This window comes from Humisphaera borealis, from assembly GCF_015169395.1.
In the GTDB taxonomy this organism is placed as follows: domain Bacteria; phylum Planctomycetota; class Phycisphaerae; order Tepidisphaerales; family Tepidisphaeraceae; genus Humisphaera; species Humisphaera borealis.
In genome coordinates, this window is record NZ_CP063458.1 from 5,546,556 (window position 1) to 5,569,039 (window position 22,484).

20 protein-coding genes are annotated in these 22,484 nt (G+C 62.7%); 13 read left to right on the forward strand and 7 right to left on the reverse strand.

Translation table 11 applies throughout. The annotated features are described in order from the left end of the window. Nucleotides 1-154: 154 nt before the first annotated feature. Complete coding sequence (locus tag IPV69_RS20845) at nucleotides 155-1,375, forward strand: argininosuccinate synthase (protein WP_206291654.1); 1,221 nt, start codon at nucleotides 155-157, stop codon at nucleotides 1,373-1,375. Nucleotides 1,376-1,466: 91 nt separating this feature from the next. Here IPV69_RS20845 and IPV69_RS20850 read toward each other — a convergent pair whose 3' ends face one another. From IPV69_RS20850 to folE, 3 genes are all read right to left on the reverse strand, one after another. Further along, nucleotides 1,467-2,924, reverse strand: a complete 1,458-nt coding sequence (locus IPV69_RS20850) for an MFS transporter (protein WP_206291655.1) — start codon at nucleotides 2,922-2,924, stop codon at nucleotides 1,467-1,469. 129 nt (nucleotides 2,925-3,053) lie between these two features. After that, a complete protein-coding gene (locus tag IPV69_RS20855) occupies nucleotides 3,054-3,371 on the reverse strand; it encodes a hypothetical protein (protein ID WP_206291656.1) in 318 nt (105 codons plus the stop codon). A gap of 687 nt (nucleotides 3,372-4,058) precedes the next feature. Further along, nucleotides 4,059-4,646: a GTP cyclohydrolase I FolE gene (gene folE / locus IPV69_RS20860; protein WP_206295658.1), complete on the reverse strand. Its 588-nt coding sequence runs from the start codon at nucleotides 4,644-4,646 to the stop codon at nucleotides 4,059-4,061. 187 nt (nucleotides 4,647-4,833) lie between these two features. On the opposite strand from folE, the gene IPV69_RS20865 reads away from it, so the two are divergent. Together IPV69_RS20865 and IPV69_RS20870 are read left to right on the forward strand one after the other, a co-directional pair. Then, on the forward strand, nucleotides 4,834-5,313 hold the full coding sequence (locus IPV69_RS20865) for a hypothetical protein (RefSeq protein WP_206291657.1): 480 nt from the start codon (nucleotides 4,834-4,836) through the stop codon (nucleotides 5,311-5,313). 176 nt (nucleotides 5,314-5,489) lie between these two features. Next, nucleotides 5,490-5,696, forward strand: a complete 207-nt coding sequence (locus IPV69_RS20870) for a hypothetical protein (protein ID WP_206291658.1) — start codon at nucleotides 5,490-5,492, stop codon at nucleotides 5,694-5,696. 122 nt (nucleotides 5,697-5,818) lie between these two features. Here the strand turns inward: IPV69_RS20870 and IPV69_RS20875 are convergent, their stop codons facing one another. Next, the gene (locus tag IPV69_RS20875) at nucleotides 5,819-5,998 is read right to left on the reverse strand and encodes a hypothetical protein (protein WP_206291659.1); all 180 of its coding nucleotides are present in this window, start codon (nucleotides 5,996-5,998) and stop codon (nucleotides 5,819-5,821) included. Between the two features lie 347 nt (nucleotides 5,999-6,345). Between IPV69_RS20875 and IPV69_RS20880 the strand changes: the two genes are divergently transcribed. Then, nucleotides 6,346-6,990: a hypothetical protein gene (locus tag IPV69_RS20880; protein WP_206291660.1), complete on the forward strand. Its 645-nt coding sequence runs from the start codon at nucleotides 6,346-6,348 to the stop codon at nucleotides 6,988-6,990. A gap of 15 nt (nucleotides 6,991-7,005) precedes the next feature. Here IPV69_RS20880 and IPV69_RS20885 read toward each other — a convergent pair whose 3' ends face one another. Next, nucleotides 7,006-7,551, reverse strand: a complete 546-nt coding sequence (locus tag IPV69_RS20885) for a class IV adenylate cyclase (protein ID WP_206291661.1) — start codon at nucleotides 7,549-7,551, stop codon at nucleotides 7,006-7,008. Nucleotides 7,552-7,653: 102 nt separating this feature from the next. Here IPV69_RS20885 and IPV69_RS20890 point away from each other — a divergent pair, with 102 nt between their 5' ends. After that, entirely contained in the window at nucleotides 7,654-8,445 is a 792-nt protein-coding gene (locus IPV69_RS20890; protein ID WP_206291662.1) for an alpha/beta hydrolase family esterase, read from the forward strand. A 235-nt stretch (nucleotides 8,446-8,680) separates the two neighbouring features. On the opposite strand, the gene IPV69_RS20895 is transcribed toward IPV69_RS20890, so the two are convergent. Beyond that, nucleotides 8,681-11,728 (reverse strand): PVC-type heme-binding CxxCH protein, encoded by a 3,048-nt coding sequence (locus tag IPV69_RS20895; RefSeq protein WP_206291663.1) that lies wholly within the window; start codon nucleotides 11,726-11,728, stop codon nucleotides 8,681-8,683. A gap of 260 nt (nucleotides 11,729-11,988) precedes the next feature. On the opposite strand from IPV69_RS20895, the gene IPV69_RS20900 reads away from it, so the two are divergent. From IPV69_RS20900 to IPV69_RS20925, 6 genes are all read left to right on the forward strand, one after another. Then, nucleotides 11,989-12,894, forward strand: coding sequence for a sugar phosphate isomerase/epimerase family protein (locus IPV69_RS20900; protein ID WP_206291664.1), 906 nt, complete (start codon nucleotides 11,989-11,991; stop codon nucleotides 12,892-12,894). 43 nt (nucleotides 12,895-12,937) lie between these two features. Further along, nucleotides 12,938-13,945: an EamA family transporter RarD gene (gene rarD, locus IPV69_RS20905; protein ID WP_206291665.1), complete on the forward strand. Its 1,008-nt coding sequence runs from the start codon at nucleotides 12,938-12,940 to the stop codon at nucleotides 13,943-13,945. 74 nt (nucleotides 13,946-14,019) lie between these two features. Next, complete coding sequence (locus IPV69_RS20910) at nucleotides 14,020-16,740, forward strand: right-handed parallel beta-helix repeat-containing protein (RefSeq protein WP_206291666.1); 2,721 nt, start codon at nucleotides 14,020-14,022, stop codon at nucleotides 16,738-16,740. A 34-nt stretch (nucleotides 16,741-16,774) separates the two neighbouring features. Next, entirely contained in the window at nucleotides 16,775-17,695 is a 921-nt protein-coding gene (locus tag IPV69_RS20915; protein ID WP_206291667.1) for a hydroxypyruvate isomerase family protein, read from the forward strand. Between the two features lie 284 nt (nucleotides 17,696-17,979). After that, nucleotides 17,980-19,050, forward strand: a complete 1,071-nt coding sequence (tdh, locus tag IPV69_RS20920) for an L-threonine 3-dehydrogenase (RefSeq protein WP_390884425.1) — start codon at nucleotides 17,980-17,982, stop codon at nucleotides 19,048-19,050. A 96-nt stretch (nucleotides 19,051-19,146) separates the two neighbouring features. Then, on the forward strand, nucleotides 19,147-20,376 hold the full coding sequence (locus IPV69_RS20925; RefSeq protein WP_206291669.1) for a glycine C-acetyltransferase: 1,230 nt from the start codon (nucleotides 19,147-19,149) through the stop codon (nucleotides 20,374-20,376). A 52-nt stretch (nucleotides 20,377-20,428) separates the two neighbouring features. Here IPV69_RS20925 and IPV69_RS20930 read toward each other — a convergent pair whose 3' ends face one another. Then, nucleotides 20,429-21,391: a hypothetical protein gene (locus IPV69_RS20930; RefSeq protein WP_206291670.1), complete on the reverse strand. Its 963-nt coding sequence runs from the start codon at nucleotides 21,389-21,391 to the stop codon at nucleotides 20,429-20,431. A gap of 240 nt (nucleotides 21,392-21,631) precedes the next feature. On the opposite strand from IPV69_RS20930, the gene IPV69_RS20935 reads away from it, so the two are divergent. Beyond that, nucleotides 21,632-22,147 carry an ArsR/SmtB family transcription factor gene (locus tag IPV69_RS20935; RefSeq protein ID WP_206291671.1) on the forward strand — a complete coding sequence of 172 codons (516 nt, stop codon included), beginning with the start codon at nucleotides 21,632-21,634 and terminating at the stop codon, nucleotides 22,145-22,147. Continuing rightward, nucleotides 22,069-22,479, forward strand: coding sequence for an arsenate reductase ArsC (locus IPV69_RS20940; RefSeq protein ID WP_206291672.1), 411 nt, complete (start codon nucleotides 22,069-22,071; stop codon nucleotides 22,477-22,479). The genes IPV69_RS20935 and IPV69_RS20940 overlap by 79 nt, the downstream gene beginning before the upstream one ends. The last annotated feature ends 5 nt before the right edge of the window (nucleotides 22,480-22,484 follow it).

A 22,484-nucleotide genomic window follows, 5' to 3' on the forward strand; every position in this document is an offset into this window, starting at 1 on the left:
CCGCGCCGCTTGGCTAACCGGCGATTGCCTGAGTGTTCGAGGGGCAGGTTGAGTTGAGATCGGGAGACCTCGCCTCATAGACGCCGATTCGCCGCTTCGTATACTCTCGGCCCCTCGGTCCAATGTCGTGAACGAGCTACTCTCAGAGATCACTATGGCATCGAACGAAGCCCCCAAGAAGATCGTGTTGGCCTACTCCGGCGGACTTGATACGTCCGTCATTCTTCCCTGGCTCAAGGAGCGGTACCCCGGCGTCAAGCTCGTGGCGTTCGCGGCCGAACTCGGGCAGGGGAGCGAGCTTAAAGGCGTCGAGGAGAAGGCTTATAAGAGCGGGGCGGACGAAGTCGTGGTGATGGACCTGCGGAAGGAGTTTGCCGAGCAGTACTGCTGGCCGATGCTCCGGGCCCATGCGATCTACGAGCAGGATTACCTGCTGGGCACCAGCATCGCCCGGCCGCTGATCGCCGCTAAGCAGGTGGAAGTCGCCCGGCAGACCGGCGCCGACGCCGTCGGCCACGGCGCGACCGGCAAGGGCAACGACCAGGTGCGTTTCGAACTGACGTACATGGCCCTGGCGCCCGACCTGAAGATCATCGCGCCGTGGAAGGACACCAGCTTCGAGCTGCGCGACCGCGAAAGCGCGATCGAGTATGCCGACAAGCATGGCATTCCGATCCCGGTCAGCAAGAAGAAGATCTACAGCCAGGACCGCAACCTCTGGCACATCAGCCATGAAGGCGCGGAGATCGAGCACCCCGACGCCGAGCCGAACTGGGAAGCCTGCCTGACGATGACGGTGCCGCCGGAAAAGGCACCGGACCAGTCGGAGATCGTCGAAGTCGGGTTCGAGCGCGGCAATCCGGTCAGCGTCAACGGCAAGGCGATGGCCGGACATGATCTTCTGGCGGCACTGAACGAGATCGGCGGCAAGCATGGCGTCGGTGTGACGGTGCTGGCGGAAAACCGCCTGGTCGGAATGAAGTCCCGCGGCGTGTACGAGACGCCCGGCGGCACCATCCTGTACGAGGCCCACAAGGCCCTAGAGCAGATCTGTGTCGAGCGTGATACGGCTCACTTCAAGCAGCAGCTCGTGCTGCGGTACGCCGAGTTGGTTTACTACGGCCAGTGGTTCCATCCGCTGCGCGAGGCGATGCAGGCGTTCATCGATCACACGAATGCGACTGTCACCGGCACGGCAAAGGTGAAGCTCTTCAAGGGCCGGGCCATGCAGGTCGGCGCCAAGAGCCCGCACACGCTGTACGACCCGCAGTTGGCCAGCTTCAGCATGGAAGGCTACGACGTCACCGCCGCCCGCGGTTTCATCGATCTGTTCGGTCTGCCAATGAAGGTCGCGCAGCAGGCGAAGCGTTGGTAAGCAGGCGAGTTTTGTAGGGTCCGCCTTGGCGGACGCGGACGGCGTCATGCGTCACCCCCGTCCGCCAAGGCGGACCCTACATTGCTCAGTTTCACCGCCCCGTCGCCCGCGTCATCTCGGCGACGCGCTCTTCGGTCATGCGGGCCGGGGCGTTGCGGGCCATCGAATAGAACCCGCACAACGCCGCGAAGCACATCGCCGCCGTCACGGCGAACACCCAGTTCCCCACGAACGCAAGCTTGAACAGCGCCACGCCAATGAACGGCGCGATGAACCCACGCAACCCGGTCAGCATGACGTGAACCGCCATGTAGCTGCCGGCTTTCTCGGGCGGGGCGAAGTCGTTGTGGCCGAGGTTCCATGCCAGATTACCCGCGGCATTGGATACGCCGACCACGAACTGTGCCGCGGCGATGACCCACAACTGGCCCGTCAGCGCGCCGGCCAGAAGGACGAGTTGCGCCGTCGTCGAGACAAAGCCCTGCGCGACGCGGAACACCGTGATGTGCACGCGATCGAACAGCGGCGACCAAAGCTGCGTGAAGATGATGCTCGTCACCATCGGAATGATCTGCAGCACGATTGTCGCCAGCAGGTATTCCTTGCGCGGGTCGGTCAGGTCGCGGCTGACGAGGAACACCGTCGGCGGCACCATCATCATGAACGCGGCCCCGTTCATGAACTGCCACCACTGATAAACCCTGAAGCGGCGGTCGTCTCGAAGGATCTGCCTGGCTTCGCCGACAAAACGCCGGATCGATGCAATTGCTCCCTCTCCCCTGTACTCAGGGGAGAGGGCTGGGGTGAGGGGCCGAACGTCAGGCGTCGCCGATTTCGCTTCCGGTGAATAGTTCAGAACCTCTGATTCCGCCGTCTGCGCCAGGTCCGCATTCGGCGTCGATATCAGTTGCCTGGCCCGCTGCGCCTTGAGCAGTTTGCCTTCGCCGCGAACGCGAATCCCCGAGAACTGCCAGATGCCCACCAGTCCGAGTGCCGCCGCCATCGGGTACAGAAAGACGTACGCCGCCGGATCGCGGTCCAGCCACCACGCGCCCAGGAAGGTCGCCAGCGCCAGGACGGCCGTCGCAGTCATTGTGATACGGCCGATGATCTGGCCGCGCACCTGTCGCGGGTAATTGTGTCGCCAGATGCTGGCCCGGATCGTGATGATGCCGCTGGCCAGTACACGGGCCAGGATGATCAGTCCGGCAAAGGCCCATCCTCCCACGGCTTCGGGCAGTGGCTTGGTCAATGCCACCGCCGCGATCGCTGTTACCACGCCCAACTGCAGCGTATTGACGAACGGGACCATGCGACGGCTCTTGGCCAATTCCGCCCAGAGCAGCGCCATGATGTTGCCGAACATCGGAGCGGCGGTGATGACGGCAAGCAGAATGGGGGAGGCGTGAAAATACTTGGTCGCGACCACGCCGGTGAACGCGCCTTCGGCAAGCGCCGCCGCCAGGGGATAGGTCAGTGCCGACCGAATCTCCCGACGGTAGCTCAGCCGAACCATGTAGGGCTGGTGGCGCGTGCGAAACCGCAACAAGGCAGGAACTCTTCGCCGTGGGGGTGAGATGTCTTGCGTCGCCAGTTCCGCCATGCCTGTTCCGGTCTCGATCTCAGGAAAACCGGATTGTAGGTGTGCCGGCGGTTGTCGTCGCCAGCTGTCACGTTTTCAGTTTCGCTTCGCCAACTCGCCAACGGTCCCGATGGGCGACTCGCAGAGCGTGCCTGACTTCGAGTCGTACACGTACACCAGGCGGTCCAGCTGGCCGCGGGTGTCGGCGTAGTATCGATAGAGTTCGACGTTCTTCGCCCCCAGATCGGCGGCACGGATGATCCGGGCATCATCCGGCCACGGCACGTCGACCGTATAGACAGGTTCCCCCGCGCGGATGGAAGTCGACAGGTCGAGCTTAAAGTGCACGATCGCACGCTTGGAGGGGCCGAGACGAGCTGACAGGTCATCGAGCAGCACCTGAACGTACACCACCTCGCTTCCGGGAAAGATCGTGTGGTCTCGTTGCTTCGGATTGATCTCCGGAAGTGGGCGACGGCCCAGAATGGAATGCCTAACCAGACCGCCGGCACGTAGAAAAGTGCGGTACTTGGGAAGTATATCGAGCTGTACGTGGGATCGACCAGAAGGTTGAGTGTGTCGAAGAACGGGCGGATTTCCGGCGGGTGCGGGGCGTGCCACAGGTAGCCCGCCGCGAGCATTCGCGCCTGGATGAGATAGCTGAACTCATCTGAGAGGCGCTGTTCGAGGAACGTCCCCTGCCAGGTCGCGGTCGTCAGCAGGTATCCACTGGAGAGAAGACCGACGGCTACGGCAGCCCGCGTCGCAGTTTTTGGGGTGGGATGGCGGACGCGATCGAATAGCCGGAGGATTGCCCGCCGCAAGGCGGGAACCCATGCGGCAATCGCAGCAGCCAGGACGAGCACGGCGGGTCTCCACCCACCAAACTCCGCCCTTAGATTGAACACCCAAAAGGCAGCACCGATCGCAAGCAGCAGCGCGACCACACAGGGCCGCGATGTGCCACGGGCGGCGACCAAGACCGGGGTATCCGGAGCCGTGCCATCGATCGGCTTGTTGCTCGACTGCCTCGCCATCGCGCGGCGACTATAGAATCGGGCGTGACCCGCCGCCACTCGCAACGCAGCAGCGCGTACGTCCTCACACCTTCGACGACGCCTTGGAGTACATCAGCGACAGGATTTCCGATCGGCTGGCCGAGTTTTCCTTGAAGATACCGCGGAGCGCACTGGTCACCATCGTGCTGCCGTGCTTCTTGGCCCCGCGAATGGTCATGCAGGTGTGGACGGCTTCAATGACGCATGCCGACCCGATCGGGCTGAGTTCTTCCATGATCGCGTCGGCGATCTGTGTCGTCAGTCGTTCCTGGACCTGCGGGCGGCGTGCGAACCCTTCGACAAGCCGGGCCAGCTTGCTCAGGCCGACGACTTTGCCATCGGGAAGATAAGCAACGTGGGCCCGCCCGGTGAACGGAAGCAAATGGTGCTCGCAAAGGCTGTGGAACTCGATGTCGCGAAGCAGGACGACTTCATCGTACCGCTCGTTGAACACGGTCTTCAGATGGCGTCGGGGGTCATCCTGCAGCCCGGCCATCAGTTCGCCGTAGGCCCGGGCGACGCGGTTGGGCGTCTTGATCAGGCCCTCGCGGTCGGGGTCCTCGCCGACGGCGATCAGGATTTCGCGGACGGCGTGCTCGATGCGTGGGATGTCCACCTTCGCCGGCGCCATGTTGGCCGATTTCGGCTCCGTGGCGTCGTCTTCGTCTTCGAGGTCGTGGGGGTCGATGTCGCGGCGGATCGAAGCCATCAGCGGGTTCTCCGGAAAGTGCGTTACGAAAGCGGCGACCGCATTATAGGCAAGCGAGCGCTGCGGTCTTGCTGGCTGCTATGATGTCTGAAAGAACCCGAACCACCCGATGCTCCATCTGACCGAAGACCAATCCCGCCAATTCGCAGAACAGGTACTGGCCGCCGCCGGCCGTCCAGAGGTCCTGGCGGCGGTGGGGGAGATCTACACCCGCGTACAGGCCGAGATCGATGCCCGACAGCCGGTCTGTCAGATTTCCGGCAGGTGTTGCCGGTTCGAGTCGTTCGGACACCGCCTGTTCGTCACGACAGCCGAGATGGCGGCGTTTCGGCGGCAGCTGCCCGTCCCAGCACCTGCGGCAATCCGGTGGGACGGCACTGGCTGCCCGTACCAGATCGCCGGTCGGTGCGGCGTACACGGAATTCGCCCATTCGGGTGCCGGATTTTCTTCTGCGACGCCACCAGCACCGCGTGGCAGCAGGCCCAGTACGAGCAATTTCATGCTGAAATCCGCTCGCTTCACGGGCGGTTTGAAATCCCCTATTTTTACGTGGAATGGCGCGAGGCGATCCGTGCGGTGGGCGTCTAGGGGTCGCCCAGACGCTTCCATGCGCTTCCGGAAAGAATGGTTTTGACTCGCTAGAGTCGCCCCGTTACAACATATCTCGGCGGCAGGAGCGATTGGGTACATCAGCTCCGCCCTTTCATCGAACGTCGCATTTGTGTTCGACGTCGATACCCCCAAGCGGTTCTCGAGGCGACTCCATGACCAAGCTGCTCTCGCTACTCTCGTTGCTTGCCCTGACCCTCCTTGCCGGTGGTTGCCTGGCACCGCCAGCCTACACCCCGGTCGAGCGATATCAGCAGATTGGTCGCAATTGGGACTACGAAGGCCAGCAGGCGGTCGAGGACTGGGACCATATCGCGCTGCTTCGCCCGGCCAGCCGGCTGACGATCTGGAGCGTGCGGTAATTACGCTTACCCTGCTTCGTTCGTAATTCTTAGACAGATCAAATGGCCCGTCTCCGTTCGGAGACGGGCCGTTCTTTTGTCCACCGGGATCGATGCCGTTGTGGTGCAGCCCGCACCGTTATTCAGGCCACCATTCGGTCGCGGTTGCGATCGGTTGGAACCGGTCGAGGCTGGCGCTGCCGGGCGGCGTTAAGGTGTTCGAGGTACTGCCGAAGCGCCGGCACGTCGAACCCACTCAGAAACTTGAGCGTGGCCGACGGGTTCAGCTTGCAGATGGCATCAATCAGTTGACGTTTCTCCATGGTCAAACTACTTTCGGTTCGAAAGAACGAGAGCCGAAGTGACGGCCGGCGAATCGTGACTCCGAAGAGGCGGATCGCTGGCCTGACGTTCGGCAAGGAAGGCGGAGGTTGTTCATCGAAGCGGGTTGGCACCGTCCTTGATCGGACCGGTTGCCATCGTTGCTTGAAACCTCCTTGAACCGGGTCACCCCAATTCAGGATCCACCCCCCAGGGCGATCGTCCGATAAGCCCGGCGACGATCTGGCGGTGTGGCGTGAGCTGTATGCAGGACGCACCCCCTTCAAACTCTGCTCCCGCAACTCCCCTCGAGTACGCCTCCGGTCCCGGCATCGAAGGCCTGAGGAAGATGTCCACCACCGCAGGACTGGGCAGCGGTGACTACGCCGCCGTCAATACGCTGGCGGTGGTGGCGTTCGTCGGGTCGCTGCTGGGCTGCCTCGCTTTGCTTGCCGACCTGCTCGTTGTGATTCCTGTGGCGGCAGTCGTTTGTGCCGTGATCGCGCTGCGGCAGATCGCCGCCAGCAATGGCACACAGGCAGGGCGATGGGCCGGCATTCTCGCAATTGTGATCGGCGTTGGTGTCGTCGGGATCCTTGTCGGCTCGCGCATTTACGTCAGTGTTCAGAACAAGCCCGACCAGCAGCAGGTGCTTTCAATCATTTCAGAGTTCGACAAGCGAATCGGCGGCCGCGACTACGCCGGCGCCTATCAACTGACCACGCCGCAGTTCCGGTCGCGCGTCAGTGAGCAGAGCTTCGTTCAGAAGATGCTGCAGTTCGAGGCCAACGCCGACACGGGCGGCGTCGCCGGGGTCACCTGGAACGGCACGCCCATCGAGTACCAGGACGACCCCCAGTCGAGCCTGAAAACGGCCTGGGTGGGAACGGTCTTCCGGTATCGCACGACGCTTCCGCCGAACCGCATCCCGGTCAGTTTCGCCCGGCAGGACGGGAAGTGGGGCATCAATGACATCCCGGCGCTGTTCAAGTAATGGACGTCTGATCTGTCAGCCGAGCATGTCCGAGTAGGAGCCCGCGATCGTCGCTGCGGGATCGATCGCCAAGGCGTCGCACAAAGCCACAAGCCGTTGTTGGCTCGCCGCCTCGTCGGCCGCGGGGTCTTCGGCGGAGGGGTTCAGGACGGCTTCAAACTCCAGGAACGACCCGAGTCCGTCCACGTCATCCAGGTGAATCCGCACATTCTCCCATAGCAGCAGCTCCCGCCGCTTTCTGACCACCACCCGCACGCCCAGCGCACTGGCGAGCACCGCCTTCATTGAAGCGGCGTTCGGCACCGGTGATACCGTGTAGTCGCTCCCGCGAAAGCCGATGTCGTCGGCCCGCTGGTAGGCGATCAATTCCGCAGTGTTTGTCACGGCTCCGTTCGGCAGCGTCTCGATGATCTCACGCAGTTTCAGCCGGCCGCTGGAGCATGTGAAATAGGTGTCGGTTTGAACGAGGGCCGCGGACGACCTGGCCCCAAGGCGACGAAGCGTCTCCCGCCGCGAATCGGTGAGTACAAACGGCACTTTGAGTTCGATGTTTCGGGGCATCCGTTGATCGTAACGATTGGCCCGTAATGTCGCAGCCGTTCCCGCGTTATCCAAGACGACCGCCGTGCGGTCGCATCCTCAAACCGTTGCCCCGGAGCGTCTATGTATCGCGCAGCTCTTTGCCTGATCGCATTTCTGATCGTTTCGGTCCCGGTCGTTGCCGGCGAACCCGCGCGGCAAACCTGGTCCGTTGACGGCGTCGAACGCGAGGGCCTGGTCTATGCCCCGGAGTCGGCCAAAAAGAGCCCGACGCCGATCGTGTTCGTTTTCCACGGTCACGGCGGATCGATGAAGAACGCCGCCCGGCAGTTTCACATCCACGACCTGTGGCCCGAGGCGATTGCGGTCTACCTTCAGGGATTGAACACGCCCGGCAGACTGACCGACCCCGAAGGCAAGAAGCCGGGCTGGCAGTCGGGCCCGGGTGATCAGGGGGACCGCGACCTCAAGCTGTTCGATACGGTCTTGAAGTCACTCAAGGAGACATACAAGGTCGATGAGAGCCGGATCTACTCGACCGGGCATTCCAACGGCGGCGGCTTCACATATTTGCTGTGGGCCGCGCGAGGCGAGGTGTTCGCGGCGATGGCTCCGTCCGCCGCGGCCGCGGCCAAGACGTCCAACCTGCTCAAGCCCAAGCCCGTCCTTCACCTGGCTGGCGAGACCGACCCGCTGGTCAAATACGAATGGCAGAAGGCGATGATGGACTACCTTCGGAAACTGAACGGCTGCGCCGCCGAGGGCAAGAAAGAGGGGGAGCGACTCACCGTTTATCCTTCGGCGACTGGTACACCAGTGGCAACATACATCCATCCCGGCGGGCATCAGTTCACACCGGATTCGCCGGCGGTGATCGTGAAGTTTTTGAAGGAGCAAGTGAAGCCAGTGAAGTGAACTCTCTCTCTGCGGTACTCGGGGGAGAGGGCCGGGGTGAGGGGCCGAACGTCGGGGGCCGTGGCGAGGCGAACACCGACCATCGAAAACTGAATGCTAAATGCCGAACGCGGGAGAACGAACTCGAACATCGAATAGTCTTAGCCTTCGAAGCGATGTCCGGCTCCTGAGACGCCCTACGTTCGGCCCCTCACCCTAGCCCTCTCCCCTGAGTACAGGGGAGAGGGGACCAGACCTACTTCGGCGGTTCGCGGGTCAACAGGAAAGCAACCAGGTCCCGGAACTCCTGTTCGCTCATCTGCTGCTCCAGTCCCTCCGGCATGAAGCTGATCTCCTGCACGCTAAGTTTCTGAAGATTCGACCGCGGGATGTTCATCGTTCGGGTCTGGTCCTTCAGGACGATCTGCGATTCGGACTCTTCGACAAGCAGCCCGGAGACGACGTCGCCGTCCTTAAGCCTGGCGACATTCACGTAGTAGGGCTTGCCGATGACCAGGTTGGGGTCCAGGACGTTGGTGAGAATCGCCGTCACGTCATCCCGGCCGACGCCGGTGAGATCGGGGCCGAGCGTGCCGCCTTTGCCGTAGATCGTGTGGCACTGGGCACAGCGGGCTTCGAAGACTTTCCAGCCGGCGCTGGCGTTGCCCTTGCCTGCTTCGACCACCTTCTTCATCCTGTCGACAACCTTCACGCGTTCGGGATCGCGCTCGGTCTTGATGGTGCCCCAGGCGGCCTCGAGGCGTTCGGCGACCTTGCTGTTGCCCAGCGCCTGGATCGACCGCGCATGGTTGCTCGTCAGGTCGCGCGACGGGATCGTCTTGTTCTCGATCGCGGTAAGCAGCGCCGACGCGCCGCCGAGCGAGCGCGTAAGCGTGTTGATCGCGGCCGGCTTCATCTCGGCCGGCAGGTTCGCATACAGCCCGACGATGGACTTTTCACCGCCCGAATTGCCGATGGCATCAATGGCGACCTGCCGCAGACAGATCGGGACATTGCCATCTCCGGCAAGGGCGGCGAACGCAGGAATGTTGCCGGCGGCCCTGGCGTCGCCGAGGGTGCGGGCAAGGCTCAGGCGGGCTTCGAGCGGTGCGGCGGCATCGGCGACAATGAGTCGGGCCGACTCGATCGCCTTGGCGTCGTTCCACCAGAGGGCGATGGTCGTCGCGGGGATGCGGGCCGCCGGCTCGCTGTCGTTGATGTACTTCGTAATCGTTTGCCGCACTTCCGGCTTGATCGCCTTGGCGCGGTCCTCGATCGGCAGGCTGGCCAGCCCATCAACCAGGGTGGCCATCGCCTGGCCGGCCTTCTTGGGTTCGGGGGAGGCTTTCAAGTTCTTCACGACCTCGCCGACAATCGCATCGGCACCCTTGCCGCTGGTAGCAATCGCCTGCTTGATCCACTTGACGGTCGTTTCACCGAACGCCTTCTCGACGTCGGGGATCGCCGCAAGCCCGTCGAGGATCGCCTGCCCCTTGCTCTCGGCGAGCGGGCGGAGGTTCATGTAGGTGATGTGCGGGATGAGCGGGTCTTTGCCGTTGGCGGGGTCCTTGAGTAACGACAGCAGGATCGGCAGGGGGTCTTCCCGCGTCAGTCGGCCGGCGGCGATCGGAATCTGCACCCGCACCGACGGCGACGGATCCTTGGTGGCCATCTCGATAAGCTTCTGAGCAATCGGCTGCGGCGCGCGACCGGCATTGCCAACGGCCCGAACAGCCCAGGCACGAACGGTTTCATCCGAGTGAGACAACAGCTTCTGGAGCAGGTCTGCATCGATCGTGTTCTGGCTCACCAGGAGCCACAGGGCGTGCATCGCCGCGTTGTTGGCGGTGTTGGGGCCTGTCGCGAGCTTTGCGATCTTCTCGAACATCGGCGGATCCATCAGCAACTGGTGCCGCTCGTTCAGCAGCCGCTGCGCGGTCCTTCGCCACCAGACGTTGGGATGATCCAGTGCCGCCAGCAGTTCATCGGATGATGCCTTGGCCAGGTCGAACGGTTTAGCCCGCGGCGTATTGTTATGGCTGATGCGGTAGATGCGGCCCTTCAAGCGGTCGAGTCCCTGGGGGTCGCGGTTGGCGTCCTGATAGCAGTGATAGCGGTCGTACCAGTCCATGACATAGATGCAGCCGTCGGGGCCGATCTTCTGTGCCACAGGCATGAACCAGGCGTCGTTGGCCTGCAGGAAATCGAGGCTCCCCATCTCGTCGGACAGGGGCGACTTGTCTTCCTTCCCGCCGGGGGCTTTGACGGTGGACTGTCGATAGGTGCTGCCGTTGCGCGATAGCACGTCCTGGTTCAACGCCGAGCCGTGCAGGTTGCCCATGATCAGCCGGCCGCGGTACTCCTCGGGATAGGCGTCGGCATCGTAGATGCAAAGCCCGGCATACGCCGCCGCCTGATGCCGCTGCGTGGTGATCGACGGCAACTTGGCCATCTGCACGTTCGGGGGATAGGCACCGCCCTGACGGTGGTAGTAGCCCGACTGCGTCATGTGGAACATGTGGTCGATGACGCAACAGGAGATGAACCACTCGCCGGCGCGGTTGTAGTCGAGGCCCCAGGGGTTGCTGGTGCCTTCGGCGAAGAGCTCGAACCGCTTCGTCGGCGGGTGATACCGCCAGATGGCGCAGCTGAAGTTGTAGACTTTTTCGCTGGCAGGGTCTTTGACGGTGGCGGGGTTGAACACGCCGTTCATCCCGTAGAGCCAACCGTCGGGGCCCCAGGTCAGGCTGTTGGGCAGTTCGTGCGTGTCGGCGCGGCCGAAGCCGGTAAGGATGACGGTTTCCTTGTCCGCGACGTCGTCGCCGTTGGTGTCCTCGAGGAAGAGGATGTCAGGCGCGTTGGTGACATAGACGCCGCCGTTCCCGTGGACGACGCCGCACGGAATATTCAGTCCGTCTTTGAAGATTGTGGCCTTGTCCATTTTCCCGTCGCCGTCGGTGTCGGTCAGGATCTTGACGCGATCCTGTCCTTTGCCACTGGGCTTGCGGGGGTACTCGATGGATTCCGTGACCCAGATGCGGCCACGGTCGTCCCACGTGAAACTGGTGGGGTTGACCACCAGCGGTTCCTCGGCGACGCATTCGACTTTGAAACCGGCGGGCATTTCCATCTTTGCAATCGCCTCGGCCGACGAGAGCGCCGGCCCCGGCGGGGCTTTCTGGGCATGAGGGATGACGTCCTTGGGCGCCGGTTTGGGCGCATCGGCAGCGAAAGCGGTCAACCCCGCCGCAAGCAGACCAGCCGCGACGGCTACGGATGCGACGATAACCTTCGAAGTTTTCATTGACGTTTCCTCGTGAGCCCCAAAGTCATCAATACGTCGGGTGCCATGGACTGCGGTACTCCGCTGCCCGTGGTCCGATTTCACCGCGCCAGCCCGCCACGGGCAGGCAATCCTCTCCATTGGCAGTCCGGCCCGAATACGTTAACCGCGCCAAGGACTGACCGGAACAACCTACTGGACACTACCGCCGCTGTTCGGTCCAATTTACGCACCGGCGAACGAATCTTCGCAACCTCTCAGCGGCGGAAGGAAAATCTCTCATGCAGACGATCTCGCGGCGACACATCCTCGGCGGTGCGGCGGCGATGGCATTGGGTGCGGGCTCGGCCCGGACACTCCTGGGCGAAGTGACCGCCACCCCGGCCACCCCGGCGGGCACACCCAAGTTCCAACTTGGCACGGTCACCTACAACGTTTCAAAGGATTATGACCTGCCGACACTCCTGAAAGTCTGCAAGAACGCCGGCATCGCCGCCGTCGAACTGCGGACCACGCACAAGCATGGCGTCGAGCCGACGCTCTCCAAGGCCGACCGCGCCGACGTGAAGAAGCGTTTCGCCGACAGTGGCGTCGTCTGCTGGGGAACCGGTTCGACGTGCGAGTTCCACGCCGCCGATGCCGCCACCGTGCAGAAGAACATCGAAACCTGCAAGCAGTTCATCGACCTGACGGCCGACATCGGCGGGCACGGCGTGAAGGTCCGACCCAACGGCTTTCCCAAAGACGTGCCGGAAGCCAAGACGCTCGAACAGATCGGCAAGGCTCTGGTCGAATGTGGCAAGGCCGCCGAGTCGGCCGGTGTCGAGATCTGTGTGGAGGTTCACGGCGCGGGCACGAGCCATCCGCCTCACATGAAGACGGTGATGGAGCACTGCGGGCATAAGAGCGTCGGCCTGACGTGGAACTCCAATGCAACGGACGTGAAAGACGGCAGCGTTGCCGAGTACTTCGCGATGCTCCGGCCCTGGATCAAGTCGTGCCATATCAACGACCTGTCGAAGGGCGCGGCCGGCTATCCGTATCGCGAACTGTTCAAGCTCTTCCGCGACACGGGATACGACCGCTACACGATGTGCGAAGTAGGAACCGGCTTCACCGACCCGACGGCGGGGGAGACGTTCTATAGGCACTACAAAGCGCTTTGGACGATGCTGGCGACGGCGTGAGTGGAGCTTTCTGACGTTCGATTTTCACCACGAAGGACCTTTCGTGACCGCATCGCCATCCCGTCCCTCGTCCGCCGTCGGCCTGATCTATGCGATGGCGGCTTATCTGTCGTGGGGGTTCATCACCCTCTACTTTGCTGCGCTCAAAGCCGTCCCGCCGATCCTGGTGTTGGCCCATCGCATCGTCTGGTCGGTCGTTTTCCTGACGGTGCTGCTGATTGTGTTCAAGCAGGGGCCCGACTTCCGCCGGGCGGTACGGAACGGCCGGCTGCGCTGGGCGATGCTGGGCAGTACGGTCATGATCGCGATCAACTGGTACACGTTTATCTGGGCCGTCACCAACCGTCAGACGGTGGAAGCGAGTTTCGGCTATTTCATCAACCCGCTGGTCAACGTGCTGCTGGGCGTGATCGTGTTGAAGGAGCGACTGCGGCTCATGCAGTGGATCGCGATCGGCTTTGCCGTCGCCGGGGTGGCGGTGATGGGGTGGTATCGCGGCGGATTGCCGACGGTGTCGCTCATCCTCGCAAGCTCGTTCGGACTGTACGGCCTGATTCGCAAGACGGCATCGGTCGGCCCTCTCGTCGGGCTCTCGATCGAGACGGCGATCCTCTGTCCGATCGCGATCGGTTTTGTCGCGGTCAGCACCTTTGACGGCCGGCCGATGTTTCACTGGGGCCCGCTGGTGGGCGTGCTGCTGATGCTCGGCGGGATCGTGACTGCACTCCCGCTCATCTGGTTCGCCGCCGCCGCAAGGCGGCTTCGCCTGGCGACCATGGGATTCCTGCAGTACACCGCGCCGACATGCCAGCTGCTGATTGCCGTGCTGGTGCTCGGAGAAGCCTTCACGATCTGGCACGGCCGGAGCTTCGGCCTGATCTGGATCGGCCTGGCGATCTACTCCGTGGATGCTGCTTTGGCGTTCGGGCGTTGGCGGTCGGACAACGCTGCCGCCGATAAGGCCGCCGCTGTCACTGCTTCCGCCGGTTCAACCCCGACCCCGACCGGCAACGATGCCGAACCAGTGGCCGTGCCGGAGTGTCAGGCCTGATACCAGCCGTCCTCGGGCAGCCGAGTCGGTCCTGGCGGCAAACGTCTGGTCTCGAATCCGGTATTCTCTGGTAAATGCCTTACCGACCCCAGTTGATTGCGATTGTTGTGCTGTTGGCTTCGTCCCTTCGCGCCGCTGAACCGACGGCCGATGTCTTCGTCGCGCCCAACGGCAACGACGCCTGGTCAGGAAGGCTTGCCGCCGCCAATGCCGACCGCACCGATGGTCCGCTGGTGTCGCTCGATGCCGCGCGGTTTAAGGTCCGCGACATCCGGCTGCAATCCCCCGACCGTAAGTCGCCGGTGACGGTCATGTTTCGCGGGGGCATGTATCGCCTGGCAATGCCGGTGGCATTCGCTGCCGTCGATTCCGGTAGCGGCGCTGCCTCGCCGACCCAGTACGTTGCATACCCCGACGAAACGCCGGTCCTCAGCGGCGGCGAGATCATTGTCGGCTGGAAGGTACAACCCGACGGTCGGTGGTCCGTCAAACTCGACGACGTGAAGTCCGGCAGATGGAATTTTTCACAGCTCTTCGTGAACGGCCAGCGACGCATGCGGCCGCGAGCGCCCAAGGACGGATACTTCCACATCGCGTCGCGCGTCGAATCGCCCAATGCCAAGCCCGGCCGCGGCGATGACCGCTTCCGTTTCACCGCCGGCGACATTCGGCCGGATTGGAAGAACCTTTCCGATGTCGAGGTGATCTCTTTCCACCCCTGGTTCACATCGATGCTCCGGATCGACAAGGTCGACCCGGCGACGCGAATCGTGAGCTTCACCGGCCATACTCGAACCGACGCCGCATTCGGACTGCTGTCGGCCGGGATGCGCTACCTGGTCGATAACGTCGCCGAGGCGTTGGACGAGCCCGGCGAGTGGTATCTCGACCGGCCGACCGGCGTGCTGACATACATCCCGATGCCCGGCGAAACGCCCGCGACCGCGACCGTAATCGCACCATGGCTGGAGAAACTGATCACGCTGGAGGTTCCAGCCGGTCGGACGCCCATCGAGAGCCTGATGTTCAAAGGGCTCTCATTCGCTCACACCAATTGGGTGACGCCCGCCGACGGCTCGAGCATTTCGCAGGCGGCGGTTTCCGTGAACGCGGCGGTGTCCATCGCAGGCGCTCGACAGCTCGAGATTCGCGACTGCACTTTCACTCAGCTAGGGACTTACGGGCTGGAGATCGGCCGCGATGCTTCCGACATCACGGTCGCTGACTGCCGCTTCGTTGACCTGGGAACGGGCGGTATCAAGGTCGGTACCACGGGTATCCCGGCGAAGGGTTCCAACATCACCCATCGCGTTATCGTCAGGAATAATCTGATCGCCCACCTCGGCCGCATTCACCCGGCGGCGGTCGGTGTCTGGATCGGCCATGCCGCCGACGTGTCGGTCGAGCACAATGACATCTACGACCTCTACTACACCGGAATCAGCTCCGGCTGGACCTGGGGTTTTCGCCCGACGAAGAACAGCGGGATCCAAATCCGTAACAACCACATCCACCACCTCGGCCAGAGCGTGTTGAGTGATATGGCGGGCATTTACACGCTCGGAGCGTCGCCATACTCGGTGCTTGAGTTCAACCGCATCCACGACGTCACCCGCGACAAGTACGGCGGCTGGGGCATCTACTACGACGAGGGATCCGCCGGCTACGCTTCCAGCAACAACCTCCTCTATCGCACCCAGGACGGCGGGTTTCATCAGCATTACGGGGAAGACAACCGGTTTGAAAACAACGTGATCCTCGACTCGACCGAAGTCGCGTGGGGCCCGACGCGGCTGGATTCATCGCAGACACCGGGGCAAGTCCGTGAGAAGCCGGCGTTCTACTTCGAGCGGAACATTGTCAGCGGATGGGGATCAGCGTCGGTCGTCCGCCCGGAGGCCGCCGGCAAGCTGTTCATGGATCATCCGGAGCTGTTGAAGGTCGACCGCAACCTTTACTGGAACGGCGGGGCGGAGCCGCAGTTCAAGCACCTGTCGCTCGCCGACTGGCGGAAGCTGGGGCACGACAAGGCGTCGGTCGTAGCCGACCCGAAACTGGGCAATCCGGACGATGCCAATTTCCGTGTTCCTGACGACTCTCCGGCGGTCGGGCTGGGCTTTAAGCCGTTCGACATCAGCAAAGCCGGGCGGCAGAACGGCGGGCCGGCCGATCTCGATCCGAAGCGCTGGCCGCGATGGTTTCCGCCATCGACCGGCGGTCCGAAGCGGATCGCCGACGACTTCGAATCGACGCCGGTGGGATCGGTCGCGGAGTTTGCGCAAACCAGCGAAGAGCCGCCCGCCGCCACACTGCGGGTGACCGACGCCGTCGCGTTCGAGGGTAAACGGTCGCTGAAGTTTGCCGACGCGCCCAAGCTCAAGGCGGCGTTCAACCCGCACCTGTACTGGTCCCCGCACTACCGCAAGGGTGTTGTGACGGCGAAGTTTGCCCTTCGCAGCGACGGAGCAGCGATCGCCCACGAGTGGCGCGGGCCCGGCTACCCGTACGCCACCGGCCCGGCACTCTTTCTCAGTGGCAGCGGCAAACTGAAGGTCGGCTCGACCGAATTGCTGACTGTTCCCAAGGGCACCTGGATGACGGTCGAGATTCAGTGCCCCGTCGGTACTGCCGCCGCAAAGTATGACGTGCGAATCACGCTCGCCGACGGCACAATGAAGGAAGTCAAAGGGTTGGCCTGCTCGCCGGACTTCAAGGAACTCGACTGGTTCGGGTTCTCGGCGGCGGGTGATCGCGGCGAGGCTTATCTGGATGCGCTGGAGTTGCAGGTGAAGTGAATGTTGCCGTTCCGCGCCACGAAAGGAAACGAACATGAATACGAATGACGCTTCGTCGATCTCTCGCAGGACTGCGCTCACCATGGCTGCCGGAGGAACGCTGGCGGCGATGGCGGGGCGTGTCGTCGCCGATCCCGTGGCACCTGCCGCCGCGCCTGCCGCGGCCGCTGCGCTCAAAGGCAACATCAACCACTCCCTCGTGAGCTGGTGTTACTTCAAGCACTTCGACAATGACATCGACAAGTTCTGTGTCGCCGCCAAGTCGATCGGCTGCAAGAGCATCGAGCTGATCGACCCCAAGCACTGGGCCACGCTCAAGAAGCACGGCCTGACCTGCGCGATCTCCGGGAGTCACGGTTTCGTGCAGGGGTTCAACAACCCGAAGCACTGGGACAAGTGCATCGCAACCCTGACCGAGCGGATCGACCAGTGCGCTGCCGCCGGCGTGCCGAGCGTAATCAGTTTTACCGGCATGCGCGAGCCGGAGATCCCGGATGACGTCGGCGCGAAGAACTGCATCGAGGGGTACAAGAAAATTCTCGGCCACGCCGAGAAGAACAAGGTCACGATCTGCCTGGAGATGCTCAACAGCCGATACGACATCAACATGGTCGGCCATCCCGGTTACCAGGGCGACCACATGGACTACTGCATCGACATCCTGAAGAAGGTGGGCTCGGAACGGCTAAAGGTGCTGTTCGATATCTACCACGTGCAGATTATGGACGGCGATGTGATCACCCGCATCCGCCAACACAAGCAGTACATTGGCCACATCCACACCGCCGGCAACCCGGGTCGCGGCGAGCTGGACAACAAGCAGGAGATCAACTACCCGCCGATCATGGAGGCGCTCGTGGAGGTGGGCTACAAGGGGTATGTCGGCCATGAATACATCCCGACACGCGAGGTGATGGCGGGGCTGAAGCAGGCGGTGGCGTTGTGTGATGTGTGAGCGTGGTCCGGCGAGGGTCCTTAATGGTGGAGCGAGTCGTCACGTGGATATTGGTGGCCGGCGTGGCGGGTTGCGTTCTGGGCCATGTCCTTGGAAATCGCCTGCTGTCGGCCATAGGCGCGGGGTTGATCAGCCTGATCCTCGTGCCGGCTGCGACTCTTGCGGTCATTGTCGTTCCGTTTTCATTGTGGAAGAATCGAAAACGATAGAATTACAAGGTTATTTCTTTTGCGTTCGGGCGGTGCTATAGTGAGCGGTCAGCGGAGGATCTCATGCCCAAATCAATGGCGGCCCTCGTCAAGCGGAAACGCGAAGAAGGCCTGTGGCTCGAACAAGTTCCCGTCCCCGACTACGGCATCAACGATGTGCTGATCGAAGTGCTGCGCACCGGCATCTGCGGCACCGATGTCCACATCTACAACTGGGACGCCTGGGCGCAAAAGACGATTCCCGTGCCGATGGTGGTCGGCCATGAGTTCGTCGGCAAGATCGTCGCCGTCGGGTCGAATGTGCACGACTTCTCCGAGGGCGACATCGTCTCCGGCGAAGGGCATGTCGTCTGTGGCCGATGCCGGAACTGCCTGGCCGGTCGGCGGCACCTTTGTACAGACACCAAGGGCATCGGCGTGAACCGCCCGGGCGCGTTCGCCGAGTACCTGGCGCTGCCGATGACCAACGTCTGGGTGCACGAGCACCACGACGGCCCGCACTTCACGATCAAGCCCGACGAGCAGCCATCCATTCGCGACGTGCAGTCGATCTTCGATCCACTGGGCAATGCGGTGCACACGGCGTTGTCGTTCGACCTGCTCGGCGAAGATGTCCTGATCACCGGTGCCGGCCCGATCGGCTGCATGGCCGCCGCCGTCGCGCGGCACGCCGGGGCACGGTATGTCGTGGTGACCGACGTCAATCCGTACCGGCTGGAACTGGCGCGCAAGATGGGCGCAACGCTCGCCGTTGATGTGCGCGAGCAGTCGATCGGCGACGCCCAGAAGCAACTCGGCATGAAGGAAGGTTTCGACGTCGGCCTGGAGATGAGCGGCAACCCGCACGCGTTCCGCGACATGATCGCCAACATGGCCCACGGCGGAAAAATCTCCATGCTCGGCATCCCCGAAAAAGATATGGCGATCGACTGGAACGCCGTCGTTTTCAACATGCTGACGATCAAAGGCATCTACGGCCGGGAGATGTACGAGACCTGGTACAAGATGACGGTGATGCTGCAATCGGGTCTCGACATTCGGCCGGTGATTACACATCACTACGGTTACGAGCAGTTCGAGAAGGGATTCGACGCCATGCGGTCGGGGCAGAGCGGGAAAGTCGTTTTGAAGTGGAAAGAAGGGTAGGGTCCGCCTTGGCGGACGCGAGAGGTTCTCGTACCGCCGACGTGCGACCGATATTCAGCCGCCGCGTCCGCCAAGGCGGACCCTACAGGAATGCTCATGCCCGCCTACGAACGCCTCCAGGAACACCTCTCCAAGACCCTCACCGAGATCCGCGACGCCGGTCTGTACAAGACCGAGCGGATCATGACGACGGCTCAGCAGGCTCATGTTGACACGCTGAACCGCCGCGACGTGCTGAACCTCTGCGCCAACAACTATTTGGGCCTGGCCAATCACCCCGAAGTCGTTCGCGCCGCCGAAAACGCGCTGACCAACTGGGGCTATGGCATGGCGTCGGTTCGGTTCATCTGCGGCACGCAGGAACTGCACAAGGAACTTGAAGCCGAGCTCACCGACTTCCTGGGGCTGGAAGACACGATCCTGTATTCATCGTGCTGGGACGCCAACGGCGGATTGTTCGAGACGATCCTGACGGCCGAGGATGCCGTCATCTCCGACGAGCTCAATCACGCGTCGATCATCGACGGCATCCGCCTCTGCAAGGCGCAGCGGCATCGTTACAAGAACAACGACATGACCGATCTTGAGGAGAAGCTCAAGGCGTCGAAGGACGCCCGCTTCCGGCTGATCGCGACCGACGGCGTCTTCTCGATGGACGGGTACATCGCCAACCTGCCGGCGATCTGCGAACTGGCCGACAAGTACGATGCCCTGGTGATGGTCGACGACTCACACTCGGTCGGCTTCATGGGCAAGCAGGGACGCGGCACGCACGAACACACGGGTGTGATGGGCCGGATCGACATCATCACCGGCACGCTCGGCAAGGCGCTGGGCGGTGGCAGCGGTGGGTACACCAGCAGCCGTAAGGAGATCGTCGATCTGCTCCGCCAGCGGAGCCGACCTTACCTGTTCAGCAACAGCCTGCCGCCGCCGATCGTCGCGGCGTCGCTCGAGAGTTTGAATCTGCTCAAAACCAGCACCGAGCTGCGCGACAAGCTGGAGGCGAATACCAGGTTCTTCCGCGGCGCGATGACCGAAGCCGGGTTCAACATCCTGCCGGGCGAGCATCCGATCACGCCGGTCATGCTAGGTGATGCCAAGCTCGCACAGACGATGTCGGCGAAGATGCTGGATCGCGGCGTCTACGTCGTGGGGTTCTTCTATCCGGTCGTGCCGCAGGGGAAGGCGCGCATTCGCACGCAGGTCTCGGCGGGCCATTCGCAGGATGATCTGGCGTTTGCTGTCGAAGCGTTCAAAGCGGTCAGAGCAGAGATGGGAAGCGGACGCGGACGGCCGTTCGATGCGTTGCAACAGCGTCAGTGAGCCGGACCGGTCGATAAGACGTGTTGGATTTTGCGTACATCGGCGTCGAAGCCTACCGGCGGCTACGACGAGCGAGTGTCGGGAACAATGCGACGCCGATCAGGATAAACGCCGACGGCTCCGGGACCAGTAGCCATCCCATGTCCTGAAACATGCCCAGGTCCATGCTGCTGTAGTTTGCCGGCCCGCTGTCGAACGGGCTCATGAGGTCGGACGGGTGGATCGTCTCGTCGAGGTGCGACAGACTGGAGCCGGAACTAAAAGTCGTCGGAGCGTAGATGCGCGGGCGAGTGCCGCCGTTGCCGGCAACGCCGTTCGCGCCATCCCACCAGAGGTCATTTCCCGTTCGCTCTGCAAGTCGCAGGGCGTCGCTCGCGAGACTCGGAAGCCTGGTCCCGCCAACGTTCGACGTGTTCAGGAATCGATCCCAGATCGACGGGAAGCTGCCATTGTACGCACCGGTCGACGTCAGGAACGAGGAAAAGCCCAGCCCATGGCCGATCTCGTGCATCGCCGTGGTAACCATGTCGATGTTTGCGCCGGGTGTACGGTTTGTGCCGTAGTACCAACTGGTGCCGCCGAGGACGGTGCTGTTATCGACGTCGCTGTTGAAGGTGATGTCGATCTCCGCCGTGGCGCCGTTGCTGTCGCTACCAGACAGGTGATTGACCAGGGCCCGGGGGTAGAATGTGCTCGCCTGCGAGGCCCCGGCAAAGTCTCGACCGAAGCTCGACGCGCTGGCCGACGCGAGCACTGCCGAACTTGCCGTGCCTCCGAGGGGATCAAACTTGGCACGGACGACCACGGTTTCGCCGGCGTACCGCGGCGCGAAGTAGCTCCCCACAAACCCGAGCGTGAACTCGAATGCTGCCTTTCGCTGGGCCCCGTTGACAGGATCATTGAATCCCTCACCGGCCCCTTCCAACGAATAGTCCGCAGTGAAATTGATCGCCCCGAAAGCTCTGGCCGTGAAACACAGGACCAGAACGAGCGCGCAAACTTTGAAGCGATTCATCCGTTCTCCGCCAGGAGTGCCATCCGCCGCCCGTTGCAGGGGGGCGGACACTCATTCAAACGCTGAAACAGGTGTTCCGCCATCATTTTCGACAAGGGGTTACCCTCGTCTGGACCGGCAGCATCCCGCTTCAATGGATTCCCAGTCAGTGCGACGAACCCAACAGAACTCTTGAGGCAATGATTTTGACAACTTCACGCAGACGGCTATCATTTCGTTATCTGGCGAAATATAGGAGATATGCGACAGCTCATTTCGGTCACCTCTGCACTTTCAGACGAGAACCGCGTCCGCGTGGTGGCCGCGCTTCACCGGCATGGCGAGCTTTGCGTCTGCCAGATCGTGGAGTTGCTCGGACTGGCTGCGAGCACGGTATCGAAGCATCTATCGCTCCTGCATTCGGCGGCGCTGATCGACGGCCGCAAGCAGGGCCGCTGGATGTACTACCGCATCGCCAGCAATGACATTCCCGAAACAGCACGCAAGGCAATCGAGTGGGTCGTCGAGGTCTTAAGCGACGATCCGCGCATGGCCGCCGACGACATCCGCGTCCGCGGCATTCTTGGTGACAACCCGGAGGATCTGTGCAAGCGTCAGACGGCCCGCATCAAATCAAATCGGACGGGCGAAAGCTCAACGTGTTGTTCCTCTGCACCGGGAACTCCTGTCGGAGCCAGATGGCCGAAGGGTTCGCCCGGCACCTCAGGGGCGACGTCATCGAAGCGTACTCGGCGGGCGTCGACCCGCACGGAATGAACCCGCGTGCGATCGCAGCGATGGCCGAGGCCGGGGTCGATATCTCCACCGCCGCCGGTTACCGATCGAAGCACGTGAACGAGCTTCTGTCCGTCGCGTTCGATTACGTGATCACGGTGTGCGGGCACGCCGCCGAGACCTGCCCGATGTTCCCGGGCAAGGCAAAGGTCGTGCACGTGGGCTTCGACGATCCCCCGGCGCTGGCCCGCGAGGCCGGTGCGACCACCGACGACGCCGCGATGCCGCACTACCGGCGCGTGCGCGACGAGATCAGGCGGTTCATCGAGCGGTTCGAAGAGACCGTCAACCCGGCGGCCCCGGCCGGCGGCTGATCCGA